Origin of the sequence: Saccharopolyspora antibiotica (genome assembly GCF_047200635.1) — a bacterium.
Taxonomy (GTDB): Bacteria; Actinomycetota; Actinomycetes; order Mycobacteriales; family Pseudonocardiaceae; genus Saccharopolyspora_C.
The window spans coordinates 33979-59684 of record NZ_JBJZOI010000027.1 but is presented as its reverse complement, the minus strand read 5'-3'; the positions used below and the strand labels follow the sequence as shown (position 1 = coordinate 59684).

The 25706-nt window shown below is 73.0% G+C and carries 19 protein-coding genes; 10 read left to right on the top strand and 9 right to left on the bottom strand.

All coding sequences use genetic code 11. The annotated features are described in order from the left end of the window. Positions 1–18 precede the first annotated feature (18 nt). Positions 19–1440, bottom strand: coding sequence for a pyruvate kinase (gene pyk / locus ACL03H_RS20930; protein ID WP_412812989.1), 1422 nt, complete (start codon positions 1438–1440; stop codon positions 19–21). A 147-nt stretch (positions 1441–1587) separates the two neighbouring features. Here pyk and ACL03H_RS20925 point away from each other — a divergent pair, with 147 nt between their 5' ends. Then, positions 1588–1884: a VanZ family protein gene (locus ACL03H_RS20925; RefSeq protein WP_412812988.1), complete on the top strand. Its 297-nt coding sequence runs from the start codon at positions 1588–1590 to the stop codon at positions 1882–1884. Here ACL03H_RS20925 and ACL03H_RS20920 read toward each other — a convergent pair. Beyond that, complete coding sequence (locus ACL03H_RS20920; protein WP_412812987.1) at positions 1835–2512, bottom strand: DUF2461 domain-containing protein; 678 nt, start codon at positions 2510–2512, stop codon at positions 1835–1837. The genes ACL03H_RS20925 and ACL03H_RS20920 overlap by 50 nt on opposite strands. Positions 2513–2634: 122 nt before the next feature. On the opposite strand from ACL03H_RS20920, the gene ACL03H_RS20915 reads away from it, so the two are divergent. Further along, the gene (locus ACL03H_RS20915) at positions 2635–3306 is read left to right on the top strand and encodes a DNA alkylation repair protein (protein WP_412812986.1); all 672 of its coding nucleotides are present in this window, start codon (positions 2635–2637) and stop codon (positions 3304–3306) included. Here the strand turns inward: ACL03H_RS20915 and ACL03H_RS20910 are convergent. Beyond that, the gene (locus tag ACL03H_RS20910; protein ID WP_412812985.1) at positions 3303–3884 is read right to left on the bottom strand and encodes a DinB family protein; all 582 of its coding nucleotides are present in this window, start codon (positions 3882–3884) and stop codon (positions 3303–3305) included. The two genes, ACL03H_RS20915 and ACL03H_RS20910, sit on opposite strands and share 4 nt — an antisense overlap. Positions 3885–4094: 210 nt before the next feature. Here ACL03H_RS20910 and ACL03H_RS20905 point away from each other — a divergent pair, with 210 nt between their 5' ends. Then, positions 4095–6428, top strand: coding sequence for an ATP-binding protein (locus ACL03H_RS20905; protein WP_412812984.1), 2334 nt, complete (start codon positions 4095–4097; stop codon positions 6426–6428). 177 nt (positions 6429–6605) lie between these two features. Beyond that, positions 6606–7373, top strand: a complete 768-nt coding sequence (locus tag ACL03H_RS20900) for a transglycosylase SLT domain-containing protein (RefSeq protein ID WP_412812983.1) — start codon at positions 6606–6608, stop codon at positions 7371–7373. Here the strand turns inward: ACL03H_RS20900 and ACL03H_RS20895 are convergent. Then, positions 7367–8071, bottom strand: coding sequence for a FadR/GntR family transcriptional regulator (locus tag ACL03H_RS20895; protein ID WP_412812982.1), 705 nt, complete (start codon positions 8069–8071; stop codon positions 7367–7369). The genes ACL03H_RS20900 and ACL03H_RS20895 overlap by 7 nt on opposite strands. Before the next feature lie 210 nt (positions 8072–8281). On the opposite strand from ACL03H_RS20895, the gene ACL03H_RS20890 reads away from it, so the two are divergent. The 3 genes from ACL03H_RS20890 (at position 8282) to ACL03H_RS20880 (ending at position 12915) form a co-directional block, all read left to right on the top strand. Further along, entirely contained in the window at positions 8282–9685 is a 1404-nt protein-coding gene (locus ACL03H_RS20890) for a GntT/GntP/DsdX family permease (protein WP_412812981.1), read from the top strand. A 120-nt stretch (positions 9686–9805) separates the two neighbouring features. Then, positions 9806–12100 carry a HelD family protein gene (locus tag ACL03H_RS20885; RefSeq protein WP_412812980.1) on the top strand — a complete coding sequence of 765 codons (2295 nt, stop codon included), beginning with the start codon at positions 9806–9808 and terminating at the stop codon, positions 12098–12100. A gap of 164 nt (positions 12101–12264) precedes the next feature. Next, positions 12265–12915, top strand: coding sequence for a YdcF family protein (locus tag ACL03H_RS20880; RefSeq protein ID WP_412812979.1), 651 nt, complete (start codon positions 12265–12267; stop codon positions 12913–12915). A gap of 42 nt (positions 12916–12957) precedes the next feature. On the opposite strand, the gene ACL03H_RS20875 is transcribed toward ACL03H_RS20880, so the two are convergent. After that, positions 12958–14463: a glutamate synthase subunit beta gene (locus tag ACL03H_RS20875; protein ID WP_412812978.1), complete on the bottom strand. Its 1506-nt coding sequence runs from the start codon at positions 14461–14463 to the stop codon at positions 12958–12960. Next, the gene (gene gltB / locus ACL03H_RS20870) at positions 14456–19006 is read right to left on the bottom strand and encodes a glutamate synthase large subunit (protein ID WP_412812977.1); all 4551 of its coding nucleotides are present in this window, start codon (positions 19004–19006) and stop codon (positions 14456–14458) included. The genes ACL03H_RS20875 and gltB overlap by 8 nt, the downstream gene beginning before the upstream one ends. 585 nt (positions 19007–19591) lie before the next feature. On the opposite strand from gltB, the gene ACL03H_RS20865 reads away from it, so the two are divergent. From ACL03H_RS20865 to ACL03H_RS20855, 3 genes are read left to right on the top strand one after another with little or no spacing between them, the layout of a single operon-like run. Then, the gene (locus ACL03H_RS20865) at positions 19592–20575 is read left to right on the top strand and encodes an ABC transporter substrate-binding protein (RefSeq protein WP_412812976.1); all 984 of its coding nucleotides are present in this window, start codon (positions 19592–19594) and stop codon (positions 20573–20575) included. Between the two features lie 5 nt (positions 20576–20580). Next, positions 20581–21600, top strand: a complete 1020-nt coding sequence (locus ACL03H_RS20860; protein WP_412812975.1) for a FecCD family ABC transporter permease — start codon at positions 20581–20583, stop codon at positions 21598–21600. Further along, positions 21597–22370, top strand: a complete 774-nt coding sequence (locus ACL03H_RS20855) for an ABC transporter ATP-binding protein (RefSeq protein ID WP_412812974.1) — start codon at positions 21597–21599, stop codon at positions 22368–22370. Before ACL03H_RS20860 ends, ACL03H_RS20855 begins: the two co-directional genes overlap by 4 nt. A 58-nt stretch (positions 22371–22428) precedes the next feature. Here ACL03H_RS20855 and lgt read toward each other — a convergent pair whose 3' ends face one another. The 3 genes from lgt to trpB all read right to left on the bottom strand — a co-directional run bounded on the left by lgt (position 22429) and on the right by trpB (position 25620). Next, the gene (gene lgt, locus ACL03H_RS20850; RefSeq protein ID WP_412813001.1) at positions 22429–23430 is read right to left on the bottom strand and encodes a prolipoprotein diacylglyceryl transferase; all 1002 of its coding nucleotides are present in this window, start codon (positions 23428–23430) and stop codon (positions 22429–22431) included. 88 nt (positions 23431–23518) lie between these two features. After that, a complete protein-coding gene (gene trpA / locus ACL03H_RS20845; protein WP_412812973.1) occupies positions 23519–24322 on the bottom strand; it encodes a tryptophan synthase subunit alpha in 804 nt (267 codons plus the stop codon). Next, positions 24319–25620, bottom strand: a complete 1302-nt coding sequence (gene trpB / locus ACL03H_RS20840) for a tryptophan synthase subunit beta (RefSeq protein ID WP_412812972.1) — start codon at positions 25618–25620, stop codon at positions 24319–24321. The genes trpA and trpB overlap by 4 nt, the downstream gene beginning before the upstream one ends. Positions 25621–25706: the final 86 nt, after the last annotated feature.

Genomic DNA, 25706 nt, shown 5'->3' with positions numbered 1-25706 from the left:
CGCGGGACCGAGCTCGGATCAGACGTGGTCTTCTTCGCCGAGGCGGTGCACCCGGATCAGGTTCGTGGATCCCACGGTCCCCGGCGGCGACCCCGCCACCACGACGACCATGTCCCCGCGCTGCGACCGCCCGAGCGACAACATCGCCTGGTCCACCTGCCGGACCATCTGGTCGGTCGTGTCCACCTTAGGCACGAGGAACGTCTCCGTCCCCCAAGTGAGAGAGAGCTGACTGCGGACGGATTCCTCCGGCGTGAACGCGAGCAGCGGCAGCCGGGTGTGCAACCGGGCGAGCCTGCGCACGGTGTCGCCGGACTGGCTGAACGCCACCAGCGCCTTGGCGCTGAGCCGCTCCCCGATGTCGCGCGCCGCGTAGGAGATGACGCCCCGCTTGGTGCGCGGCACGTGGCTCAGCGGCGGCGGGGTCGGCGAACCGGCCTCGACCGCTTCGACGATCCGGGCCATGGTCTGCACGGTCTCGATGGGGTAGTCGCCGACGCTGGTCTCACCGGAGAGCATCACCGCGTCGGTCCCGTCCAGCACGGCGTTGGCGACGTCGGAGGTCTCGGCCCGGGTCGGACGCGAGTTGTGGATCATCGAGTCGAGCATCTGGGTCGCGACGATGACCGGTTTCGCGTTCTCCCGGGCGATCCGGATCGCCTTCTTCTGCACCAACGGCACGTGCTCGAGGGGGAGCTCCACGCCCAGGTCACCGCGGGCGACCATGACACCGTCGAAGGCCAGGACGATGGCCTCCAGGTTGTCCACGGCCTCCGGCTTCTCCAGCTTCGCGATCACCGGAAGACGGCGGCCGACGCGGTCCATCACCTGGTGGACGAGGTCGATGTCGGCGGGGCTGCGCACGAACGACAGCGCGATGAAGTCCACGCCGAGCTGCAGCGCGAACTCCAGGTCCTGAACGTCCTTGTCGGACATGGCGGGCACCGAGACGTCCATGCCGGGCATGGACAGGCCCTTGTTGTCGGACACCGGGCCGCCCTCGACGACGTCCAGGACGACGTCGTTGCCCTCGACGGCGGAGACGGTCAGGCCGACCTTGCCGTCGTCGACCAGGACGCGGTCGCCGACCTTGGCGTCGGCGGCCAACCCCTTGTAAGTGGTGGAAACGCGATCGCGGGTGCCTTGCACGTCGTCGATCGTGATTCGCACGACGTCGCCGGTGTTCCACTCGACCGGACCGTCCGCGAACTTGCCGAGGCGGATCTTCGGCCCTTGCAGGTCGGCGAGGATGCCCACGGCGCGGCCGCTCTCCTTGGCGGCGGCCCGAACCAGGTCGTACACCTGCTGGTGGTCGCCGTGGCTGCCGTGGCTGAAGTTCAACCTGGCGACGTCCATTCCGCTGCTGACGAGCTCGGCCACCTTCTCCGATGAAGCGGTGGCGGGGCCCATGGTACAAACGATCTTGGCTCGTCGACTCACGTTGGGTCAGCCTAGTCTCTCCGGCCGAGCGTGGAATACGCAGCCACCGGGAATCGAACCGATCGGGATCTTGCGGTGCTGAATCATTCCAGGCCACGGCCCGCTCAGCTGCTCTTCGGAGCGACCGTCGCGATCAGTCTGATCATCTTGTTCACCCCCGCCTCGGGGGTGCCCTCGGCGCCGCCGGGCACCGACAAGGTGGTGCACTTCGCGCTGTTCCTCGCCTTGGCGTGCACGGGCCGGGCGGCCCGGGTCCGTCCGCTGCCGCTGGCCGCCGGGCTGATCGGCTACGCGGCGCTGTCCGAGACCCTGCAGGCGGTGCTGCCGCTCGGACGCAGCGGCGACCTGGCGGACGGGCTCGTCGACGTGCTCGGCGCGGTGGCCGGTCTGCTGATCATCGCCGCCGTTCGCTCGGTCCCACGTGGTCGGCGCACCACCGGTTGAGCTCGCGCAGCTCACGCCAGCCCCTGCGCACCCGGGCGAGGCAACCCCGCTCGTGCAGCAAGTCGTCCGGCTCCCAGCGCCGCACCGCGTGGAGGGTGCGGTGCCGCAGCAGCTCCAGGCGCGGGTGGTCGGCGGGCACGCCGCGGGGCCGGGTGGCGAGGACGTCGCCGGCGAGCTCCCAGCGCGGGCCCAGCGCGTCGACGATCTCCGTCAACCGCTCGCCGTGCAGCGGCTCGTCCACCGCCGCCCGGTACCGGGCCAGCTGGTCCGGTTCGGCGTGGAAGCAGCCGCCCGCGACGAGCATTCCCGCGGCGCTGATCTCGACGTAGTAGGCGCCACCGCCGCGCCCGGCCTCGATCACCGCCCCGCAGTGGGTCTTGTACGGCGCCTTGTCGGCGCTGAACCGCACGTCCCGGTGCGGCCGGAACACCTTTCCCCTGCCGGGCGCGCCGCCCGAGCCGACCCCGGCGGCGAACTCGGGTTCGAGCTCGGCGAGCAGCGCCTCCATCGGAGCGCGCACGTGCTCGCGATACGTGGTCAGCTGGTCGGCCCAGTAGGCCTTGGAGTTGTCGGCCTCCAGGCCCTCGTAGAACTCGACCGCGCCGTCGCCGAAACCCTCGAACCGCATGGAACCAGCCTAAGCGGCCCCGGATCGGGGACATCACACCTGGTGACGCGCCCTCGGGCAGGGATCGGCGACGTAGGGTCGCGACGACGGACGCAGCCACTCTCGCGCGATCGGAGGCCGAAGTGCCCGGGACGACGGTGGCCGAGGTGATGGCCGAACTCGCCGAGCTGGAGGACCCGAAGGCGCGCGCCGTGAACCAGCGGCACGGCGACGACCACGGGGTGAACCTCGGGAAGCTGCGCGCGATCGCGAAGCGGCTGAAGACGCAGCACGAGCTCGCGCTCGCGCTGTGGGACACCGGCGATTCCGCGGCGCGGTTGGTGGCGATCCTGATCTGCCGCCCCAAGGAGTTCGAGCCCGCGGAGCTGGACGCGATGCTGCGCGCGGCACGCACCCCGAAGGTGCACGACTGGCTCGTGGGCACCGCGGTGAAGAAGAGCCCGCACGCCGAGCGGTTGCGCCTCGTCTGGTCCGCCGACCCGGATCCCGTGGTGGCCAGCGCCGGGTGGCGGCTGACCGCGGACCGGGTGGCGAAGGCTCCGGACGGCCTCGACCTGCCGGGGCTGCTCGACGTGATCGAGGAGCGGATGCGGGATGCACCGGACCGGTTGCAGTGGGCGATGAACCACTGCCTCGCGTGGATCGGGATCGAGCACCCCGAGCTCCGGGAGCGGGCGATCGACATCGGGCAGCGGCTGGAAGTGCTCAAGGACTACCCGACGCCGCCGAACTGCACGTCCCCGTACGCGCCGGTCTGGATCGCGGAGATGGTGCGTCGCAGGCAGCGGGCCTAGCGGCTCGCGCGGGCGATCTCCTCCAGCCGGTCGTGGTAGTCAGTCCACCACGCCTGGTCGTGCTCGGGCAGGTTGCTGCTGCCCTCCCGCCTGCCCGCGGCGCCGTCGACGAGTTCGCGGACGATGTCGGCGTGGCCCGCGTGCCGAGCGACCTCCTCCAGCACGTGCACCAGCAGCCGGTGCATCGTGATCTCCGCGCGTTCCGGTGGCCACCACGGCACCCGGCCCGGGGCGTCCAGGGGCAGGGCCTCGATGGTCGCGTCGGCGTGCGCCCAGGCCCGGTGCCAGAACGCGATGATCTGCTCGCGGGACTCCTCGGCGGAGGCGTGCATGTCCTCGTTGGCCTCGCCGCCGTTCTGGATCCACGGCATCGGCTCCGGGAAGGGACGGCCGAGCACCGTCCCGAAGTACTCGACCCCGACGCTGGCGACGTGCTTGAGCAGACCGAGCAGGTTGGTCCCGGTCGCCGTCAGCGGCCGCCGGACGTCGTAGTCGGAGAGCCCGTCGAGCTTCCACAGCAGGGCCTGCCGCGCGGCGCGCAGGTACTCGTGCAGGTCGTCCTTGGCATCGGTTCCCATGCGCGCAGCCTCGCACCCGGCACCGACATCCCGCCCCCGGTTTTCCGCGCCCGGCCGGAGAACGCGGTCGCACCGGGACTCCCACCGCGTTCCCGCGGCAGGTGCCGGGTGCCCGGCGCATCGATCTCGCCCGGGCCTGCTCGACGGCGCGAGGCCCTGACCTGCAAGATCGCTCCGACGGTGGGCGGAGAACGGGGTTAGGCTCAGGGCGTGGTCTCCAGCGCGCGCTCGGCCCGCGTCCGCGAGTCGGCGGGCAACCTACCGGTCGACGTCACCAGCTTCGTCGGCCGGCGGCACGAGATCACCCGGACCAAGCGGCTGCTCGCCGAGTCCCGGCTGGTGACGCTCACCGGGCAGGGCGGGGTCGGCAAGACCCGGCTGGCGCTGCGGGTGGCGGGCAGCATGCGGCGCAACTTCCGGGACAAGGCGTGGTGCGTGAGCCTGGAGGATCTCCGGGACGGCGCGCTGATCGCCGAGGCCGCGATCGAGCAGCTCAGCCTCGGTGGCCCCTCCTCCGGCGCCGACGTGGACTCCGTGGTCGAGCACCTCCGGCACCGCGAGATGTTGCTCGTGCTGGACAACTGCGAGCACGTCATCGAGGACGCCGCGCTGTTCGTGGATTCGGTGCTGCGCTGGTGCCCGGGCGTGCGGATCCTCGCCACCAGCAGGCAGTCGCTGGGCGTGGCCGGGGAGGCGACGGCGGTGGTGCCGCCGTTGCAGATGCCGGACCTGGACGATCCGCCGCCGCCCGGTTCCCACGAGCAGTTCTCCTCGGTGCGGCTGTTCCTGGACCGGGCGCGGGCCACGGTGCCGGACTTCGAGGTGAGCGAGGAGGACGGCGCGGTCCTGATGCGGCTGTGCGCCCGGTTGGACGGCAATCCGCTGGCGATCGAGCTGGCGGCGGTGCGGCTGCGGTCCCTGTCGCTGCCCCAGCTGGAGGAACGGCTGGTGGAGCGCTACGCCCTGCTCAGCGAGGGTCGGCGCGGCGCCCCGGCGCGGCAGCAGAGCCTGCGGGCGATGGTGGACTGGAGCTACGAGCTGTGCTCGGAGCAGGACCGGATGGCGTGGGCGCGGGTCTCGGTGTTCGCGGGCAGCTTCGCGCTGGGCGCCGCCGAGCACGTCGCCAGGAACGGGCTGAGCCGGGTGGACGTGCTGGGAGCGATGCACTCCCTGGTGGACCAGTCGATCCTGATGCGCGAGCAGGAGGGCGACGAGGTGCGGTTCCGGTTGCTGCACGCGCTGCGCGACTACGGGCACGAGCGGCTGGTGGCCTCCGGGGAGCGGCAGCGGGTGCTGGACCGGCACCGGGACTGGTACGCCGAGGTCGTGGAGCGGTTCGCGATCGACTGGCCGGGGCCCAACCAGGTGGCGTGGGTGCGGGAGCTGCGGCTGGACCTGGACAACCTGCGGCTGGCGCTGGACACGGCCGCGCACCGGCCGGGCACCGCGCCGATCGCGCTGCGGATGGCGTCGCGACTCACCCCGTTCTGGGGCGTCCGCGGGCTCAACGGGGAGGCGCGGCACTGGCTGGAGATGGCGTTGGCGCACGTCGCGCCCGACGCACCGGAGCGGGTGTCGGGCCTGCGGGCGAACGCCTGGTTCGCGCTGCTGCACGGCGACACCGCGGCCGCCGAGCGGCTGCTGGACGAGGCGGCGGAGCTGGCCGACGAGCACCAGGACGAGTTCGACCTGGCTTACGTGGCGCAGATCCGGGGCCTGGCGGCGTTCTTCCACGACGATCTCGATTCGGCGCAGCGGCTGCTGGGCGAGGCGTTGGAGAGCTTCCGGTCGGTCGAGGACCCGTCCGGGGAGTGGTTCGCTCTCTCGGCGCTGGGCCTGGTCACAGGCCTGCTCGGAGAGCACGACCGGGGGATCGCGCTGCTGCGGGAGTGCGTCGAGGAGTCGATGGCGCGGGGTGAGCTGTTCTGGCGATCGGCGGCGTTGTGGGGCTGCGCGCAGATCGAGATCATCCGGGGTGCCTCGGCGCGGGCGGAGACGGCGGCGAAGGAAGCGCTGCGGTTGCAGCGCACCCTGGACAACCGGCTCTCCAGCGCGTTCACCATCGACATCCTGGCCTGGATCGCGCACGGGCTGGGCCGCGACGAGCGGGCGGCGCGGTTGTTCGGAGCGGCCGCGGCGGTGTGGGACGCGGTCCGGGCGGCGCCGGAGTTCTTCGGGACGTTCCGCGCCCTGCACGAGGAGCACGAGACGGGGACCCGCCGGGAGCTGGGCGAGCGCGCCTACCGGGACGCCTTCGACCGCGGCTACGAGATGTCCCCGGAGGCCGCCGTGGACTACGCGCTGGAGCTCAAGCGCACTACCCGCTCGGCGCCGCCGGACGAGTTGGCGGTGACGACGCTGACGAAGCGGGAGCGGGAGATCGCCGAACTCGTCGCGCAGGGCCGCACGAACAAGGAGATCGCCGAATCGCTGGTCATCGCGCAGCGCACCGTGGAGGGCCACGTGCAGCACATCCTGACCAAGCTGGACTTCTCCTCCCGGGCCCAGATCGCCGGATGGCTCGCGGGACGCCGGTCGTCTTGACCCGGAGGGACCTCGGCAGGAAGGATCCGCCCCGGCGATCACCCGCCGCTCGCGTCCGCTTCGGCACCGAGCGTGACCGGCGCCGTCCCAGGTTCCCCCGGACGCCCCTGAAGCAGGTACCCGCGTAGGTAAATACCGCGATGCAGGTGCACGGGCGGTGAGGGAACGTCGGATCTCGTGAGTTCCCCCGACCACACCTTCCCCGACGTCCTGTCCGACCCCGACCGCACCGCGCCAGGCAGGGCCCCGGCCGCGCTGCGGCGCCTGCGCGAACGGGCGGTCCCGGCGCTGCGCGAGCTGCGGAGCATCGGCGACGACGCCGCGGCCGGCCCCCACCGGCTCAGCCCGAGGATGCGGCGCGCGCAGCTCGGCGCCGCCGTCCTCGCCACCGGAGTGCTCAGCGCCGCGCTCGGCGGATCCCCCGCCGCCGAGCAGGTCGCCGCACCCGGAGCCCCGGCCGCCCCCGTGCCCGCCGCCGACGAGCAGGTCGCCGACCCCGGGCTCCCGGCCGCCGAGGTGGCCGGGCAGGTCCCGCCCGGACCGGTGAGTCCCCCGAACACCGGTCCGGGTCCGGGCATCGTTCCCGCTGACCCGATCGACGGCTGGATCGGGCAGGCGACCGCGGTGCTGGAGGCGCACGGCGTGCCCCGCGACCAGGTGGACCCGGCGGCGCTGCGCACGATCATCGAGCACGAGTCCGGCGGCGACCCGACGGCCGCGAACGCCTGGGACTCGAACGCGGCGGCCGGCACCCCCTCCAAGGGCCTGATGCAGACCATCGACCCGACCTTCGAGTCCTACGCGCTGCCCGGGCACCAGGACATCTGGAACCCGGTGGACAACATCGTGGCCGCGACCCGCTACTCGATCGAGCGCTACGGCTCGGTGTCGAACGTGCCCGGCGTCGTCGGCGTCGGTGGCGGCGGGTCCTACGAGGGTTACTGAGCCCGCCCGGCGGCGAGGCCTTCGAGGGTGCCCTCGAAGGCCTCCTGCACGAGTTCCCGCATCGCCGACTCGGCCCGCTCGTGATCACCGGCGCGGACGCACTCGGCGATCTCGCAGTGCAGGCGCAGCGCCACCGGCTCGGGGTGCTCGGGCATCAGTCCCTGGCCGGTGCGCCAGCGCAGCACCTCCCCGAACACGTCGCGCAGCTGCGCGAACATCTCGTTGCCGGAGGCGGCGAGCACCGAGCCGTGGAAGTCGACGTCGGCCTCCAGGAACGCCTCCAGGTCCCCGGCGCGGGCGGTGGCGACCATCCGCTCGGCGAGCGCGACCAGCCGTGCGGCCTGCTCGTGACCGGCGTTCCGGGCGGCGGCCGCGGCGGCGACGGGTTCCACCGCGGTGCGCAGCTCGACGAGGGTGCGGACCTGGGCGGCGCGGTCCACCGCGAGCAGCCAGCGGATCAGCGCCGGGTCGAAGGTGTTCCACTCGGCGCGGGGGCGCACCACGACGCCGACGCGCTTGCGGCTGACGACGAGCCGGATCGAGGCGAGGGTGCGCACGACCTCGCGGGCGACGCTGCGGGAGATGCCGAAGCGCCGCTCCAGCCCGTCGATGCGCAGCACGGTGCCGGGCGGGTGCTCACCCGCGCTGATCTCGTGGCCGAGCACGTCGACCACCTGCCCGTGCAGTCCGCCGCTCACCGGTTCCCCCTCGTCCCGTCTGCTCTCAACCTAGCCGCCCGCTCTCGAACCTCTCGCTCCCCGCACCGGGTGCCGCGGTGAGCGCTCGTCCGCAGTGTGCCGGTGAGCCGATTAACAGGGCCTACTTAATCGGTTCACTGGCGAAAAAAGTCATACTTAAAGGTGATGAGCATCTAGGCTGATCGCGCACCAGCTCAGCGAGGAGCCCCCATGCCATCGATTTCCCCCGCCGCGGCGAGCCTGCTCGCGCAAGCCCCGGCCGACGCCTGGACCGCGCACGACACCCGGCTGGTGGCGGCCGCGGTAGGCGGCATCGCCGTGATCGTCGTGCTCATCAGCTGGGTGAAGCTGCACCCCTTCCTGGCGCTCGCGCTCGGCGCGACGACGCTCGGCGTCGTGGCGGGGATGCCCTTCGCGGACCTCGTCGAGACGTTCACCGGAGGCCTCGGCAAGACGGTCGGCGACGTGGGCCTGCTGGTCGCGCTCGGCGCGATGCTGGGCAGGCTGCTCACCGACACCGGCGGCGCCGAGCAGATCGTCGAGACCGTCCTGTCGCGCACCACCCGGCGCACCCTGCCGTGGGCGATGGTGTTCGTGGCCGCGCTGCTGGGCCTGCCGATGTTCTTCGAGGTCGGCGTGGTCCTGCTGGTGCCGATCGTGGTCATGGTCGCGGCCCGCTCCGAGCAGCCGATGCTGCGGATCGGGATCCCCGCGCTGGCCGGGCTCTCCATCCTGCACGGCCTGGTGCCGCCGCACCCGGGGCCGCTGGCCGCGGTCGACGCGCTCGGCGTGGACCTCGGCACCACCCTCGCCCTCGGCATCCTCGTCGCCATCCCCACCGCCGTGGTCGCCGGGCCGGTGTTCGGCTCGTTCATCGCGCCGCGCGTGGAACTGCCCCCGGCGTCGGCACTGCTGGGCAAGGCCCCCGGCCCGGACAGCGGCGGACGCCGCCCCGGGTTCGCGCCCTCGGTGGTGATGCTGCTGCTGCCGGTGGTGCTCATGCTCGGCAAGTCCGTCGCCGACCTGTGGCTGGCCGAGGACAGCGCGGGCTACGTCGTGCTCGACACCCTGGGCACGCCGGTGGTGGCGCTGATGCTGACCGTGCTGATCGCGATGGCCGTGCTCGGACCGCGCTCCGGGCTGGGGCGCGGCGCGCTGTCGGGCATCGTCGGAGGATCGCTGCCGCCGGTCGCGGGGATCATCCTCATCGTCGGCGCGGGCGGCGGGTTCAAGGAGACCCTCGTCGAGTCCGGCGTCAACACCATGATCACCGACGTGGCCTCGGGCGCGAACCTGTCGCCGCTGCTGCTGGCCTGGCTGATCGCCGTGGCCATCCGGGTCGCGACCGGCTCCGCGACGGTCGCCACGATCTCCGCCGCCGGCATGGTCGCACCGCTGGTGGTCGGGCTCGATCCGGTGCACGGCGCGCTGATCGCGCTGGCCATCGGCTCCGGTTCGCTGTTCTTCTCGCACGTCAACGACGCCGGGTTCTGGCTGGTGAAGGAGTACTTCGGCATGAGCGTCGGGCAGACGCTCAAGACCTGGTCGGCGATGGAGACGATCCTCTCGGTGGTCTCCTTCGCGGTCATCTGCGTGCTCGACCTGCTGCTGTAGCCGACAGGCCGCCTCCTCGCGGCCGGTATGATGGTTGGTCGGACTTCTCGCCCGGGACGCACCGCGGCCCGCCGATGCATCGTTCCGACACATCACGCTTGAGCACGAGGTGGAGCCACGTTGTCCAACGCCCGAGCTGATCGGGGACCCGACCGCACCGACGACCTAGCCGCTGAGCAGCAGTACGTCTCGACGCTCTACGACAAGCTCGACGAGCTCCGCCGAGATGCCACGAAGCGGCTCACCGACACACTGCGACAGACCGGCGGCACGCCGCAGGCGCGCACCGAGCGCGACATCTCCACCACGATGTACACCGACAAGCTGACCCAGCTCAGCGCCGTGGAGCACGGGCTCTGCTTCGGCCGCCTGGACCTGGACAGCGACGAGGTGTTCCACATCGGACGGCTCGGCCTGTTCGACGAGGAGCGCGAGTACGAGCCGCTGCTCATCGACTGGCGCGCCCCGGCCGCGCGGCCGTTCTACCTGGCCACCGCCGCCGCCCGCGACGGCGTGTGGCGGCGGCGCCACCTGCGCAGCAAGTGGCGCACCGTCGTCGAGCTGGAGGACGAGATCCTCGACCTCGACGCCGCCGAGCAGGGCAGCGACCTCGGCCTGGCCGGCGAGGCGACGCTGCTGGCGGCGCTGGACGCGCGGCGCACCGGGCAGATGGGCGACATCGTCGCCACCATCCAGGCCGAGCAGGACCGCATCATCCGCGCCCCCATGAACGGGGTGCTCGTGGTGCAGGGCGGCCCCGGCACCGGCAAGACCGCGGTGGCGCTGCACCGGGCCGCGTTCCTGCTCTACACCTACCGCGAGCAGCTGACCCGGCGCGGTGTGCTGGTCGTCGGCCCGAACTCGACGTTCCTGCGCTACATCGGCCAGGTGCTGCCCTCGCTCGGCGAAACCGGTGTGCTGCTGTCCACCGCGGGCGAGCTGTTCCCCGGCATCACCGCCACCGCCGCCGAACCCGCCGCGGCCGCCGAGATCAAGGGGCGCGCGACGATGGTGAGCGTCCTCAACTCGGCGGTGCGCGATCGCCAGCAGGTCCCGAAGAACCCGATCGAGGTGCAGTTCGACCGGGAGCCGCTGACCATCGGCAAGAACCTCGTCTCGCACGCCCGCAGCCGCGCCCGCCGGTCCCGCAAGCCGCACAACCACGCCCGCAAGATCTTCCGCAAGGAGATGATCTCGGGACTGACCCGGCAGGTGGCGGACCGGCTCGGCCGGGACCTGCTGGACCGGCGCGACCTGGACGACATCGGCGCCGAGCTGCGCTCCGACGAGGCCGTCGGCGAGGTCCTCGACGCGCTGTGGCCGCAGCTCACCCCGCAGCGGCTGCTCGACGAGCTGCTGAGCACCCCGAAGCGGCTCACCACCGCCGCCCGCAAGCACCTGTCCGAGCAGGAGCGGGCCGCGCTGCTGCGCGCTCCCGGTTCGCCGTGGACCCCGGCGGACGCGGCGCTGCTGGACGAACTCGCCGAACTGCTCGGCGAGGACGACACGAAGGCCCACGAGGAGCAGGCGCGCCAGGAGCGGGAGGAACTCGCCTACGCCCAGGGAGTCCTGCACCTCATGGAGCAGGACGAGGAGATCGCCGACGAGGAGCGGCTCCGGGTCTCGGACGTGCTCGACGCCGAGCTGCTGGCGCAGCGGCACCGCACCCGCAGCGATCTGACGGCGGCCGAGCGCGCGGCGGAGGACCGCACCTGGACGTTCGGGCACGTCATCGTCGACGAGGCGCAGGAGCTCTCGGCGATGGCCTGGCGGGTGCTGATGCGCCGCTGCCCGAGCCGGTCGATGACGCTGGTCGGCGACATCGCGCAGACCGGGGCGCTGGGCGGGGCCTCGTCCTGGGACGAGGTGCTCTCCCCGTACGTGATGGACCGGTGGGCGTTGTCCGAGCTCACCGTCAACTACCGGACCCCGGCGGAGATCATGTCGGTGGCCGCCGAGGTGCTGGAGGCGATGGACACCGAGCTGGAGGCCCCGACCTCGGTCCGCACCAGCGGGCACCAGCCGTGGATCCGGCAGGTGCCGGAGGCGCAGCTGGCCGCGGAGCTGCCGGAACTGGTGCGCGCCGAGCTGGACGCGGTCGAGGGCACCCTCGCGGTGCTGCTGCCACCGGAACACCTCGCCGAGGTCGGAGGGCGGGTGGCCGACCTCGTGCCGGAGGCGGAGCTCGGGGCCGGGCAGGACGGGCTGGAGTCGCGGGCCGTCGTGCTCACCGTGGAGCAGGCGAAGGGCCTCGAGTTCGACTCGGTGCTGGTCGCCGACCCGGACCGGGTGCTCGGGGAGTCCGCGCGCGGGCTCAACGATCTCTACGTCGCCCTGACCCGCGCCACCCAGCGCCTCGGCGTCGTGCACACCGGCCCGGAACCACCGGAGGTGCTCTCCGCCCTGGCGGAGTGATCGACGGCTCGGGGCCGGTGGCCGCGCTCCACCGGCCCGGCCCGAGGCGACCGCCGGAACTGCCCCGTACGGCCGGGCGCGCGGCGCGGGCGGATCGCACGGCAGTGGGAGAGCGTCGTCGGCAGGCCGGGGAGTCCGGCGGAGTCGCGGGGAGGTGCGGATCGATGGGGTTGCCACCGGAGCTGGCGGCGGCGGTGCGGACGTTGTGGGACTACCACGACCTCCGGCACGAACTCCGGGTGTGCGACGCGGGGGTGGGGCTCGGGAGCCACGACCTCGGGGTCGCGACGCGCGCCGCGGAGCTCTACCACCAGGGCTGGTTCCCCCGGATCGTGTTCACCGGTGCCAACGCGCCCACCACCGTCGAGCGGTTCCCGCGTGGGGAGGCCGTGCACTTCCGGGAGCACGCGCTGGCGCTCGGCGTCCCGGACGAGGCGATCCTGCTGGAAACGGCGGCGACGAACACCGGGGAGAACATCGACTTCACCCGGGAGCTGCTGGCGCGGCGGCGGTTGCCCGCCACCGAGATCATGCTGATCTCGCGCCCGTACCAGCAGCGCCGCGCCTACGCGACGGCGAAGCAGCGGTGGCCCGAGGCGGAGTTCGTCTGCGCGGGCGGATCCCTGCCGCTGGAGGAGCACGTGGCGAGCATCGGCGACCCGGCACGGGTGATCGCCATGCTGGTAGGCGACACGCAGCGGATCACCCGCTACGCCGAGCTCGGGTTCGCGATCCCGCAGCCGGTCCCCGGCGAGGTGCACGCGGCCTACCGGCGGCTCGTCGACGCGGGCTACACCGCGCGGCTGCTGCCCTGAGCCCGCGCCCGCCCCAGCGGCGGGGCGGGCGCGGGCGGCGAGCTAGACGGCCGCCAGCGGCAGGGCCGTCGGGTGCACCGGCGAGGGCAGGCCGGAACTGCCGGTGAGGTGGGCGTCCACGGCGCTGGCCACGGACCGGCCCTCCGCGATCGCCCACACCACCAGCGACGCCCCGCGGTGCGCGTCACCGCAGACGAACACGCCCGGCGCCGAGGTCTCCCAGTTCGAGCCGCAGCCGATGGTGCCGCGCCCGGACAGCTCGATGCCGAGCCCGCCGAGCAGCGGCAGGTGCTCCACGCCCTCGAACCCGATCGCGAACAGCGCCAGGTCGCACGGCAGCTCCTCGGCCTCCTCGGACACCGGGACCACCTGGCGCCTGCCGTCGGCGTCGCGCTCCACGCGCACCTCCCGCAGCCGCACCGCGCGCACCCGGCCCTCGTCGTCGCCGACGAACTCCTCCACCGCCACCGCGAAGCGGCGCTCCCCCGCCTCCTCGTGCGCGGGGTAGGTGCGCAGCAGGTACGGCCAGGTCGGCCACGGGGACAGCTCGTCGTCGCGCTGCGTCGGCGGCTGCGGGTACTGGTCGAGCTGCAGCACGCTCAGCGCGCCCTGCCGGGTCGCCGTGCCGTAGCAGTCCGCGCCGGTGTCACCGCCGCCGATGACCACGACGTGCTTGCCCGCCGCGGAGATCGGCGTCGGGCCGTCGCCCTCGACCTCCTTGTTCGCCGGCACCAGGTGCTCCATCGCCAGGTGCACGCCGTCGAGCTCCCGGCCGGGCACCGAGCGGTCGTCGCGGCCGCGCAACGCCCCCACCGCGAGCACCACCGCGTCGTGCCCGGCGCGCAGCTGCTCCACGGTCAGGTCCACCCCGACCTCGCAGCCGGTGACGAAGCGGGTGCCCTCGGCGCGCATCTGGCCGAGCCGCCGGTCCAGGACGGACTTCTCCATCTTGAACTCGGGGATGCCGTAGCGGAGCAGGCCGCCGAGGCGGTCGTCGCGCTCGTACACCGTGACCTCGTGCCCGGCGCGGGTGAGCTGCTGGGCGGCGGCGAGACCGGCCGGGCCGGAGCCCACCACGGCGACGCGGTGCCCGGTGCGGATCTCCGAGGGCTGCGGCCGCACCTGGTCGTGCTCCCAGGCGACCTCCGCGATGGTCTCCTCCACCCTCTTGATCGCCACCGCGCCCCCGGCGTCCGGGGAGATCGCGAGCACGCAGGCCGCCTCGCACGGCGCGGGGCAGAGCCTGCCGGTGAACTCGGGGAAGTTGTTCGTGGCGTGCAGCCGCTCACCCGCCCGGTCCCAGTGACCGCGGCGGACCTGGTCGTTCCACTCGGGGATGAGGTTGCCCAGGGGGCACCCGGCCGAACCGGAGTGGCAGAACGGGATGCCGCAGTCCATGCAGCGCGACGCCTGCGTCGAGACCTCCCGGTCTCGGTCCGCGGTGGACAGCGCGGCGTAGACCTCCCGCCAGTCACCCAGCCGCTCGTCGTGGGAGCGCTTCGGGGCCTCGGCCCGGGAGAACTTCAGGAAACCCTTCGGGTCAGCCACGGGACGCCTCCATGATCGCCTCTTCGACGTCGCGGCCCTCGGAACGGGCCAGCCGCATCGCCTCCAGCACCCGCGCGTAATCGCGGGGCATGATCTTCGTGAACGCCGCCGAGCGCCGGGTCCAGTCGCCCAGCAGCGAAGCGGCCACCGTGGAACCGGTCCACTCGTGGTGGCGGCGCACCACCTCGTGCAACCACCTGAGGTCCTTCGCGGTCGGCCGCTGCACGTCCACCATCGCCGTGTTCACCCGCACCGGATCCAGGTCCAGCACGTAGGCGATGCCGCCGGACATGCCGGCCGCGACGTTGCGGCCGGTGCCGCCGAGCACCACCGCCCGGCCCCCGGTCATGTACTCGAAGGCGTGGTCCCCGGCGCCCTCGGCGACCGCGGTCGCGCCCGAGTTCCGCACGCAGAACCGCTCCCCCACCTTGCCGCGCAGGAACAGCTCGCCGGAGGTGGCGCCGTAGCCGATCACGTTGCCCGCGATCACCTGGTCCTCGGCGGCGAACGCCGAATCCCGGTGCGGGCGCACCACCACGCGGCCGCCGGAGAGGCCCTTGCCGACGTAGTCGTTCGCGTCGCCGACCATCTCCAGCGTGATGCCCGGGGGCAGGAACGCGCCCAGCGACTGCCCGGCCGAGCCTTCGAGCTGCACGTGGATCGTGTCCTCCGGCAGGCCGGCACCGCCGTAGCGCCGGGTGACCTCGGCCCCCAGCAGGGTGCCGACGGTGCGGTTCACGTTCCGCACCGGCAACCGCAGCCGCACCGGGTGCGCGTCCTCCAGCGCGGCCTCCGCCAGCTGGATCAGCGTGCGGTCCAGGGCGTGCTCGAGGCCGTGATCCTGCTCGCGGACGCGGCGGCGCACCGCCGAGCGCGGCGCCTCCGGTTCAGCGAACACCGGGCTCAGGTCCAGGCCGGTGGTCTTCCAGTGCTCCACGGCCTCGTCCGTGCGCAGGGCGCTGACCTGGCCGATCGCCTCGTCCAGGGAGCGGAAGCCGAGCCGCGCCAGGTGCTCGCGGACCTCCTCGGCGACGAACTCGAAGAAGTTCACCACGTGCTCGGCGCGGCCCGTGTAGCGCTTGCGCAGCTCCGGGTTCTGGGTGGCCACGCCCACCGGGCAGGTGTCGAGGTGGCAGACGCGCATCATCACGCAGCCCTCGACGACCAGCGGGGCCGTGGCGAAGCCGTACTCCTCGGCTCCCAGCAGCGCCGCGACCACCACGTCCCGGCCCGTCTTCATGCCACCGTCGACCTGCACCGTGATCCGGTCCCGCAGGCCGTTGAGCAGCAGCGTCTGCTGCGTCTCGGCGAGTCCGATCTCCCACGGGGTGCCCGCGTGCTTGAGCGAGGTCAGCGCCGCCGCGCCCGTCCCGCCGTCGTGCCCGGAGATGAGCACCACGTCGGCGTGCGCCTTGCTCACGCCCGCCGCGACCGTCCCGACGCCGACCGAGCTGACCAGCTTCACGTGCACCCGCGCCCGGTCGTTGGCGTTCTTCAGGTCGTGGATCAGCTGGGCCAGGTCCTCGATCGAGTAGATGTCGTGGTGCGGCGGTGGCGAGATCAGACCGACGCCGGGCGTGGAGTGCCGCGTCCTCGCGATCCACGGGTACACCTTGTGCGCGGGCAGCTGGCCGCCCTCGCCGGGCTTCGCGCCCTGCGCCATCTTGATCTGCACGTCCTCGGCGTTGACCAGGTATTCGCTGGTCACGCCGAAGCGGCCGGAGGCCACCTGCTTGATCCCGGAGCGGCGCTCCGGGTCGTAGAGGCGGTCCGCGTCCTCGCCGCCCTCGCCGGAGTTGGAGCGGCCGCCGATGCGGTTCATCGCGATCGCCAGCGTTTCGTGCGCCTCCGCGGAGATCGCCCCGTAGCTCATGCCGCCGGTCGCGAACCGCTTCATGATCGCCGAGATGGGCTCGACCTCGTCCAGCGGCACCGGATCGCGGCCGCTGTCGAACTCGAACATGCCGCGCAGCGTGCCGCCCTCGCGGGCCAGCCGGTCGCACTCGTCCGTGTAGCTGCGGTACGCCTCCACCTTGCCGGTCCGGGTGGCGTGCTGGAGGTGGAACACCATCTCCGGGGAGAACAGGTGCAGCTCGCCCTCGCGGCGGTAGGCGTACTCGCCGCCGACCTCCAGCCTGCGGTGCGCGCGGTCGGTCGGGTTGTCCGGGTAGGCGCGGCGGTGCCGCTGCGCGACCTCCTCGGCCAGCACGTCCAGCTCGACCCCGCCGAGCTGGGTGCCGGTACCGGTGAAGTACTCCTCGACGAGCTCCTTCGACAGCCCCACGGCCTCGAAGATCTGCGCCGCCGTGTAGGCGCCGACGGTGGAGATGCCCATCTTCGACATCACCTTGAGCACGCCCTTGACCAGCGCCTGCACGTAGTTGCGGATCGCCACCCGCGGCCGGGTCCCGGTGATCTGACCGGTGGCGATCATGTCCTCGATCGTCTCGAAGGCCAGGTACGGGTTGACCGCGGCGGCACCGAAGCCGAGCAGCGCCGCCACGTGGTGCACCTCGCGGGCATCACCGGTCTCCACGACCAGCGCGACCTTGAGCCGCTCCTTGGTCCGCACGAGGTGGTGGTGCACGGCGGAGACCAGCAGCAGCGACGGGATCGGAGCCCGCCGGTGATCGGAATCGCGATCGGAGAGCACTAGTACCCGGGCGCCCTGCGCGATGGCCTCGGAAGCCTCGCGGCGCACCCGCTCGACGGCCTCGGCCAGCGCGGCCCCGCCGCCGTCCGCCTCGTACAGGCCGGAGAGCACCGTGGAGGCGAACCCGGGCAGGTCACCGTCGGAGTTGATGTGGATGAGCTTCGCCAGCTCGTCGTTGTCGATCACCGGGGTGGGCAGCACGACGTGGCGGCAGGAGGCCGGGACCGGCTCCAGCAGGTTCTGCTCCGGGCCCATCACGCGCGCCACCGAGGTCACGATCTCCTCCCGGATCGCGTCCAGCGGCGGGTTCGTGACCTGCGCGAAGTGCTGCACGAAGTAGTCGTAGAGCAGCCGGGAGCGCTGCGACAACGCCGCCTGCGGGGTGTCCGATCCCATCGAGCCCAGCGGCTCCGCACCGCCCACGGCCATCGGGGACAGCAGCAGCGCCAGCTCCTCCTCGGTGTAGCCGAAGGTGAGCTGGCGGCGCACCACGGACTCGTGGCTCTGCACCACGTGCTCCCGATCCGCGAGCTGCCCGAGGTTCAGCTGGCCCGAGTGCAGCCACTCCCCGTAGGCGTGCTCGGCGGCCAGCGCCGACTTGACCTCGTCGTCGTCCACGACGCGGCCCTGCTCGGTGTCGATCAGGAACATCCGGCCCGGCTGCAAGCGGCCCTTCGCCACGACCTCCTCGGGCTTGAGGTCCAGCACGCCGGACTCGCTGGCCAGCACCACCCGGTCGTCCGCGGTGCGCCACCAGCGCGCCGGGCGCAGCCCGTTGCGGTCCAGCACCGCCCCCACCAGGGAACCGTCGGTGAAGGTGACGCAGGCCGGGCCGTCCCACGGCTCCATCAGGCCCGCGTGGAAGCGGTAGAAGGCCTTGCGCTCGGCGTCCATCTCCGCGTGGTTCTCCCACGCCTCCGGGATCATCATCAGCACCGCGTGCGGCAGGCTCCGCCCACCCAGGTGCAGCAGCTCCAGGACCTCGTCGAACGAAGCCGAATCCGAACCGTCCTCGGCGCAGATCGGGAACAGCCGGGACAGGTCGCCCGGGATCAGGTCCGAGGCCAGCAACGCCTCCCGGGACCGCATCCGGTTCCGGTTCCCGCGAATCGTGTTGATCTCGCCGTTGTGCGCCAGGTAGCGGAACGGGTGGGCCAGCGGCCAGGAGGGGAAGGTGTTCGTGGAGAACCGGCTGTGCACCACGGCGATCGCCGAGACCAGGCGCTCGTCGGTGAGATCCGGGAAGAACAGCGGCAGCTGCTCGGTGGTGAGCATCCCCTTGTAGACCAGGGTGCGCGCCGACAGCGACGCGAAGTACAGCTCCGCGCCCTCCCGCGCCGACTCCCGCTCGGCGCGCTTGCGCAGGCAGAACGCCAACCGGTCCAGCTCCAGACCCGCTTCGTCGGCCGAACCCTCCACCAGCAGCATCGCGAAGTGCGGCATGCACGCGAGGGCGGTGCTGCCGACCCCGGCGCGCTCCGGCGCGATCGGCACGTCCCGCCAACCCAGCACGTGCAGGCCCTCCTCGGTGGCGACCCGCTCCACCAGGGCCACGGCCTCGGCGCGGCGCTCCGCCTCGGCGGGCAGGAACGCGATGCCCGCCGCGTAGCGGGCCCGGCCCGCCGCGTCCGGTTCCGGCAGCGCCACGCCCGCGCAGGCGCGCAGCAGCGCATCGGGCAGCTGCAGCAGCAGCCCGGCCCCGTCACCGCTGGTCGGCTCGGCGCCCGCGGCCCCGCGGTGATCCAGGTTCGCCAGCGCGGTCAACGCGTCGGCCACGATGCCGTGCGAGCGGCGGCCGCGGACATCGGCCACCATGGCGACGCCGCAGGAATCGTGCTCGGCAGCGGGGTCGTAGAGACCCTGCTCGCTGGGAAAGGCAGAGAAGGCCACTGCGCAAACCTCCCTCGTCGGTTCTCGTGCTGGAGAGCACCGCGGAACGAGCGATGATCTCTTCGGGGCACGGGACGACGCTGGCCCGCGGTGGTCGTCCGGCGCTGGACGAGGAACCGAGCCGGGAATGGGCACCGCGCTCGGCGAACAACAGCAAGGAGTTCGGCGATCGGACCAGGGGCCGGTGCTCGGGCGCGGAGCCCCGCGTCGATCCGTTGCGCGGAGCGTCGGAGTTCTCAACCACCCGGGCCGCGACGGGACCGCCGCACCGCTGACGGCCCTCCCCCGCACCCGCGAGGGGCCCGCTCACCGCTGCTGGGCACCGTCGCCCACGGTCGGAATTCGTCGAACCTTAACAGGCACGATACCCGGAAGCAGCACCACAAGTAAGCTCTCGGCCCGCGTGAATATTCCGACTTCCGATGGAACCGGCGAGGTCCGGGCGCGGTCGGGACGACCGCGCACCCGCTCCGCACGGGTCACCGATCCGCCCCTGGTATCTTTCCAGCTCGGGGCGCTCGCGGCAGCGAATTCCGGTGCGTTCGCGCGGGCGTCGCCGCCCGCCACCGCGCCCGGTGCGCACCCGTGGTGCACCGGCCCGACCACGAGGACGTCATGCTCGGGTTCCGCCGCCTGCCCGCCCTGCTGCTGACCGTGCTGGCCCTGCTGTTCGCCGGCACGGCGTGCGCCACGCGCACCCCTTCACCGGCGCCGGAGGCCCCGGTCGAAGATCCCGCCGCCGCGTTCCCCGCGCAGATCACCCTCGCGGGCCAGGAACCGGTGACCCTGACCCAGCAACCCAAGCACGTCGTCTCGCTCAGCCCCACGGCCACCGAATCGCTGTACGCGATCGGCGCCGGGGACCAGGTCGCGGCCGCCGACCAGCTCTCGACCTTCCCGCAGGACGCGCCGCGCACCGAGCTCAACGCCCTCACCAGCGACGCGGCCGCCGTCGCCGGGCACGACCCGGACCTGGTCATCGCGCCCGAGGGTGCCGCCGAGCTCGTCGACGGGCTGCGGAAGCTGGAAATCCCGGTGCTGGTCACGCCCGCGGCGGCCAGCCTCGACGAGGCCTACGCGCAGATCGAGACGCTGGGCCAGGCCACCGGGCACAGCAGGCAGGCCCGCGACGTCACCGGCCGGATGCGCGAGGACATCAAGAAGATCGTCGCCGACACGCCGACACCGCCGGAGCCGCTGAGCTACTTCCACGAGCTCAGCCCCGACCACTACACCGCCACCTCGGGCAGCTTCATCGGCGGCGTCTACGGGCTGTTCGGGCTCACCAACATCGCCGACGAGGCCGGCACGGGGGGCAACGAGTACCCGCAGCTGTCCCAGGAGCGGATCGTCGAAGCCGACCCCGACCTGATCTTCCTCGCGGACGCGGAGTGCTGCGGGGTCACCTCCCGGGCCGTCGCCGAGCGGCCCGGCTGGAACACCCTCACCGCCGTGCGGGAGAACCACGTCATCGCCCTCGACGACGACATCGCGAGCCGCTGGGGACCGCGCGTGGTGGACCTGGTGCGCTCGGTCAGCGACGCGGTGTCGCAGACCCAGCGGCCCTGAGCGGGGTGCCGCGCCCGTCCCGGCTGCGGCCGGGCCCGCTGCTGGCGGGAACGGCCGCGCTGCTGCTCGCACTGCTCGCCTCGGTGCTGCTCGGCGCCGCCGACCTGGGCTGGACCCGGGTGCTCGCGGAGATCACCGCGCAGCTCACCGGCGGGCACAGCCCGCTGTCCGAGCGCGAGGCCGCGATCCTCTGGCAGCTGCGGGTGCCGCGCGCGGTGCTCGGGGCGCTGGTGGGGGCGGCCCTGGCCGTGTCCGGAGCGGCCTTCCAGGGCGTGTTCCGCAACCCGCTCGCCGATCCCTACCTGCTGGGCGCCGCCGGGGGCGCCGGGCTCGCCGTCACGCTGCTCATCACCGCCTGGCCGCAGGCCGCCTCGGCACCGGGCACCGCGCAGGCCGCGGCGTTCGCCGGGGCGCTCGGCGGCGTCGGCCTCACCTGGCTGCTGGGACGCTCGGCGGGCGGCGACGCGGCGACGCTCGTGCTGGCCGGGGTCGCCGTCGGCGCGTTCCTCGCCGCCGGGCAGACCTTCCTGCAGCAGCTGCGGCTGGAAAGCCTGCAGCAGGTCTACCTGTGGATCCTCGGCCGGGTGAGCACCGCGGGGTGGAGCGACGTGCTGCTGGTGCTGCCGCTGCTCGTGCTCTCCGGCGCGGTGCTGTGCGCCTGCGGACGGCTGCTGGACCTGCTCGGCACCGGTGACGAGGAGGCCGCTTCGCTCGGGGTGCACCCCGGCCGGGTGCGGGCCGCGGTGCTGCTCGCCGCCTCGCTGGCCACCGCCGCCGCGGTCTCGGTCGCGGGGCTGATCGGGTTCGTCGGGCTCGTCGTCCCGCACCTGGTTCGGCTGGTCTTCGGCGGGAGCAACCGGATCGTGGTGCCGCTGTCGCTGCTGTTCGGCGGGGCGTTCCTGGTGCTCGCGGACGTGCTCGCGCGCACGGTGCTCGCCCCCGCCGAACTTCCGATCGGGGTGGTCACCGCCTTCACCGGGGCGCCGTTCTTCGCCGTGCTGCTGCACCGGAGCAGGCGCACGTGACCGAGCTGCGGGTGCACGAGCTCACCGCCGGATACCGGCGGCGCACCGTGCTGTCCGGGGTGTCCGCGCGAGTGCCCGCCGGGAGCTGGCTGGCGATCATCGGACCCAACGGTTCCGGCAAGTCCACCCTGCTCAAGGCAGTCGCCGGGCTGCTGCCGCACGGCGGGACGGTGCGCGTCGGCGGGAGGGAGCTGCGCGCGGCGGGCCGCCGGGAGCGGGCGCGGCTGCTCGCCTACTCGCCGCAGGTCCCGCAGCTCCCGACGGGGCTCACCGTCGCCGACTACGTGCTGCTCGGCCGCACCCCGCACCTCGGTCCCCTGGGCCGGGAGGGCGCTGCCGACCTGGAGATCGTCGAGGGGATCCTGCACCGCCTGGACCTGCGCGGGCTCGCCGGGCGGGCGCTGACCGAGCTGTCCGGCGGGGAGCGGCAACGGGCCGTGCTGGGGCGGGCGCTCGCGCAGCGCGCCGGGGTGCTGCTGCTCGACGAGCCGACCACGGGGCTCGACATCGGGCACGCGCAGGCGCTGCTGGACCTCGTCGACGAGCTGCGCCGGGAGCTGGGCACCACGGTGATCACCACGCTGCACGACCTGACGATCTCCGGGCAGTACGCCGAGGAGCTGCTGCTGCTCGCCGACGGCGGCATCGCCGCGCGGGGCACGCCCGCCGAGGTCCTCACGCCCGCAGTGCTCACCGAGCACTACGACGCCCGGGTCACCGTGCTGACCGGCCCGGACGGCAACCCGGTCGTCACCCCCGCGCGGGGGTGACCCCGGTGCGACGACGGCCGCGGCCCCGGGATCCGGTGCCGCGGCCGCGAGCGGTTCGCTACTCCTGGTCCCGCTCCTCGCGGGAGCGGTCCGGCTCCGCCTTCTCCCCGGTCGTCGCCGTTGACGGCTCCTGGGCGTCACCGCCCGTCTTCGCACCGGAGGCAGGTTCCGCCTCGTAGTCGTCGTCCCCGGGCAGCGGCTTGCCGCGCACCAGTTCCGGGTCCTCCCGCTTGCCGCGCACCACCAGCAGGTAGATCACCGCCAGCGCGAACACGATCAGCGAGGTGAACACGTTGATGCGGATGCCGAACAGGTGGGTGGCCGCGTCGGTGCGCATCATCTCGATCCACACCCGGCCCGCCGTGTACCCGGCGACGTAGAGCGCGAACACCCGGCCGCGCCCCATCCGGAACCTGCGGTCCGCCCACACCAGCAGCACCGCGATGAGCAGGTTCCACAGCAGCTCGTACAGGAACGTCGGGTGCACCACCGCCAGCGGGGCGCCCTGGTCGATCGCGTGCCCCCGGATCGGGTCGACCATGCCGAACTCGTCGACCCGGCGGTAGATCTCCAAGCCCCAGGGCACCGTCGTCGGGCTGCCGTAGAGCTCCTGGTTGAACCAGTTCCCCAGCCGGCCGATGGCCTGCGCCGTGATCAGCGCGGGCGCGATCGCGTCGGCGAACGCCGGCAGCGGCACACCGCGCCTGCGACAGCCGATCCAGGCGCCGAGGGCGCCCAGCGCCACCGCCCCCCAGATGCCGAGGCCGCCCTCCCAGACCTTCAGCGCGTCCAGCGGATCACGGCCCGGACCGAAGTACTTGTACCAGTCCGTCGCCACGTGGTATAGACGCCCGCCGACCAGGCCGAAGGGGACCGCGAACACCGCGATGTCGGTGACCGTGCCCTTGCGCCCGCCGCGCGCCTGCCACCGCCGGTCACCCCACAGGATCGCGACCACGATGCCCGCGATGATGCACAGCGCGTAGGCGCGCAGCGGCACCGGCCCGATGTACCAGACCCCCTGCGGTGGGCTGGGGATGTTCGCCAAGAACTGGGTCATCGGGCCCTGCGTCACCGGGCCGGCCAGGTTGTGCGCGCTCACCCGACCACCGTATCGGTCCTCTCCGGACCTCCCGATCGTGGTCCGCTCAGCGGGACCGCACGCCGCGTCCGAGCTCCGCCGCCAGCTCCCGCACCCCGTCGGCACCGTCCCGCTCGGCGCGGTTCACGAACGCCGAGCCGACGATCACGCCGTCGGCGAACTTCGCGACCTCCGCGGCCTGCGCCCCGGAGCGGACACCGAGGCCCACCCCCACAGGCAGGTCGGTGTGCGCGCGGGTGCGCCGCACCAGGCCCTCCGCCTGGTCGCCGACGGCGTCGCGCGCACCGGTCACGCCCATCACCGAGGTGGCGTAGACGAACCCGGAGCTGGCCTTCGCCGTCATCGCCAGCCGCTGCTCGGTGGAGGACGGGGCGACCAGGAAGATCCGGTCGATCCCGTGCGCGTCGGAAGCGGCCATCCAGTCCTCGGCCTCGTCCGGGACCAGGTCCGGGGTGATCACGCCGAGGCCGCCCGCCGACCGCAGGTCGCGGGCGAAGGCATCCGGACCGTAGCGGTGCACCGGGTTCCAGTAGGTCATCACGACCGCGTGCCCACCCGCCTCGGCGACCGAGGACACCACGTCGAACAGGTCGCGCAACCGGAAACCGGCGCGCAGCGCGGTGTCCCCGGCGGCCTGGATGGTCGGGCCGTCGATCACCGGATCGGAGAACGGGACGCCGACCTCGACGAGGTCGCAGCCGGGCTCCTCAGCGGTCCCGGCGAGCATCGCCGCCAGCAGCTCCTTCGAGCCCGGCACCGTGGGGTATCCGGCGGGCAGGTAGCCGACCAGCGCCGCGCGGTCCTCGTCGCGGCAGCCCGCGAACACCTCCTGCAGGTTCCCCGCGCTCACCGCGCCGCCTCCCCGTCCGCGTCGTCCGCGACCGCTTCGCCCGCCTCGTCGACGAGACCGAAGTACTTCGCGGCGGTGTCCATGTCCTTGTCCCCGCGGCCCGACAGGCTCACCAGCAGGGTCGCCTCGGGGCCGAGCTCCCGGCCCAGCCGCAACGCCCCGGCGAGGGCGTGCGCGGACTCGATCGCCGGGATGATGCCCTCGGTGCGGGAGAGCAGCTTGAAGGCCTGCATCGCCTCGTCGTCGGTGACCGCCCGGTACTCGGCGCGACCGGAGTCCTTGAGGTACGAGTGCTCCGGGCCGACGCCCGGGTAGTCCAGGCCCGCCGAGATCGAGTAGGCCTCGGTGATCTGGCCGTCGTCGTCCTGCAGCAGGTAGGAGCGCGCGCCGTGCAGGGTGCCCGGGGTTCCCCTGGTCAGCGTCGCCCCGTGCTCCCCGCTGTCGAGGCCGTGGCCCGCGGGCTCGCAGCCGACCAAGCGCACCGCCGGGTCGTCGATGAAGCCGTGGAAGATCCCGATCGCGTTGGAGCCGCCGCCGACGCACGCGACGACCGCGTCCGGCAGGCCGCCGAACTGCTCTACGGCCTGGGCGCGGGCCTCCTCGCCGATGATCTTGTGGAAGTTGCGGACCATCACCGGGAACGGGTGCGCTCCCGCCGCCGTGCCCAGCAGGTAGTGGGTGTCGTCGACGTTGCTGACCCAGTCCCGCAGCGCCTCGTTGATCGCGTCCTTCAGGGTGGCCGAGCCGTGCGCCACCGGGCGGACCTCCGCACCGAGCAGCCGCATCCGCGCCACGTTCAGCGCCTGCCGCTCGGTGTCGACCTTCCCCATGTAGATCACGCAGTCGAGGTCGAGCAGCGCGCAGGCCGTCGCGGTCGCGACGCCGTGCTGGCCGGCCCCGGTCTCGGCGATGACCCGGCGCTTGCCCATCCGCTTGACCAGCAGCGCCTGCCCCAGCACGTTGTTGATCTTGTGGGAACCGGTGTGGTTCAGGTCCTCGCGCTTGAGCAGGATCCGCGCCCCGCCCGCGTGCTCGCCGAACCGCTTCGCCTCCGTCAGCAGCGACGGCCGCCCCGCGTAGTCGCGCAGCAGCCGCGCGAGCTCGTCGACGAACTCCGGGTCCAGCTGGGCCTTCTCGTACTCCGCCGCGAGCTCGTCCTGCGCGGCGATCAACGCCTCCGGCATGAAGCGGCCGCCGTAGGGACCGAAGTGGCCGCGCTCGTCCGGGTCGTGCCCCTCGGGCACCGGACGGTCCGGCCGGTGCGCGCGGTGCTCCCGCGCGTCGTGCACCGTCGCCATCAAGGTCACCTCTCCAATCGTCCTCGCCAGCCGCGACCGGCTGGGTCGCCCCCATCGCGGGCGGCGGACCGCCCGAAAACTCCCCG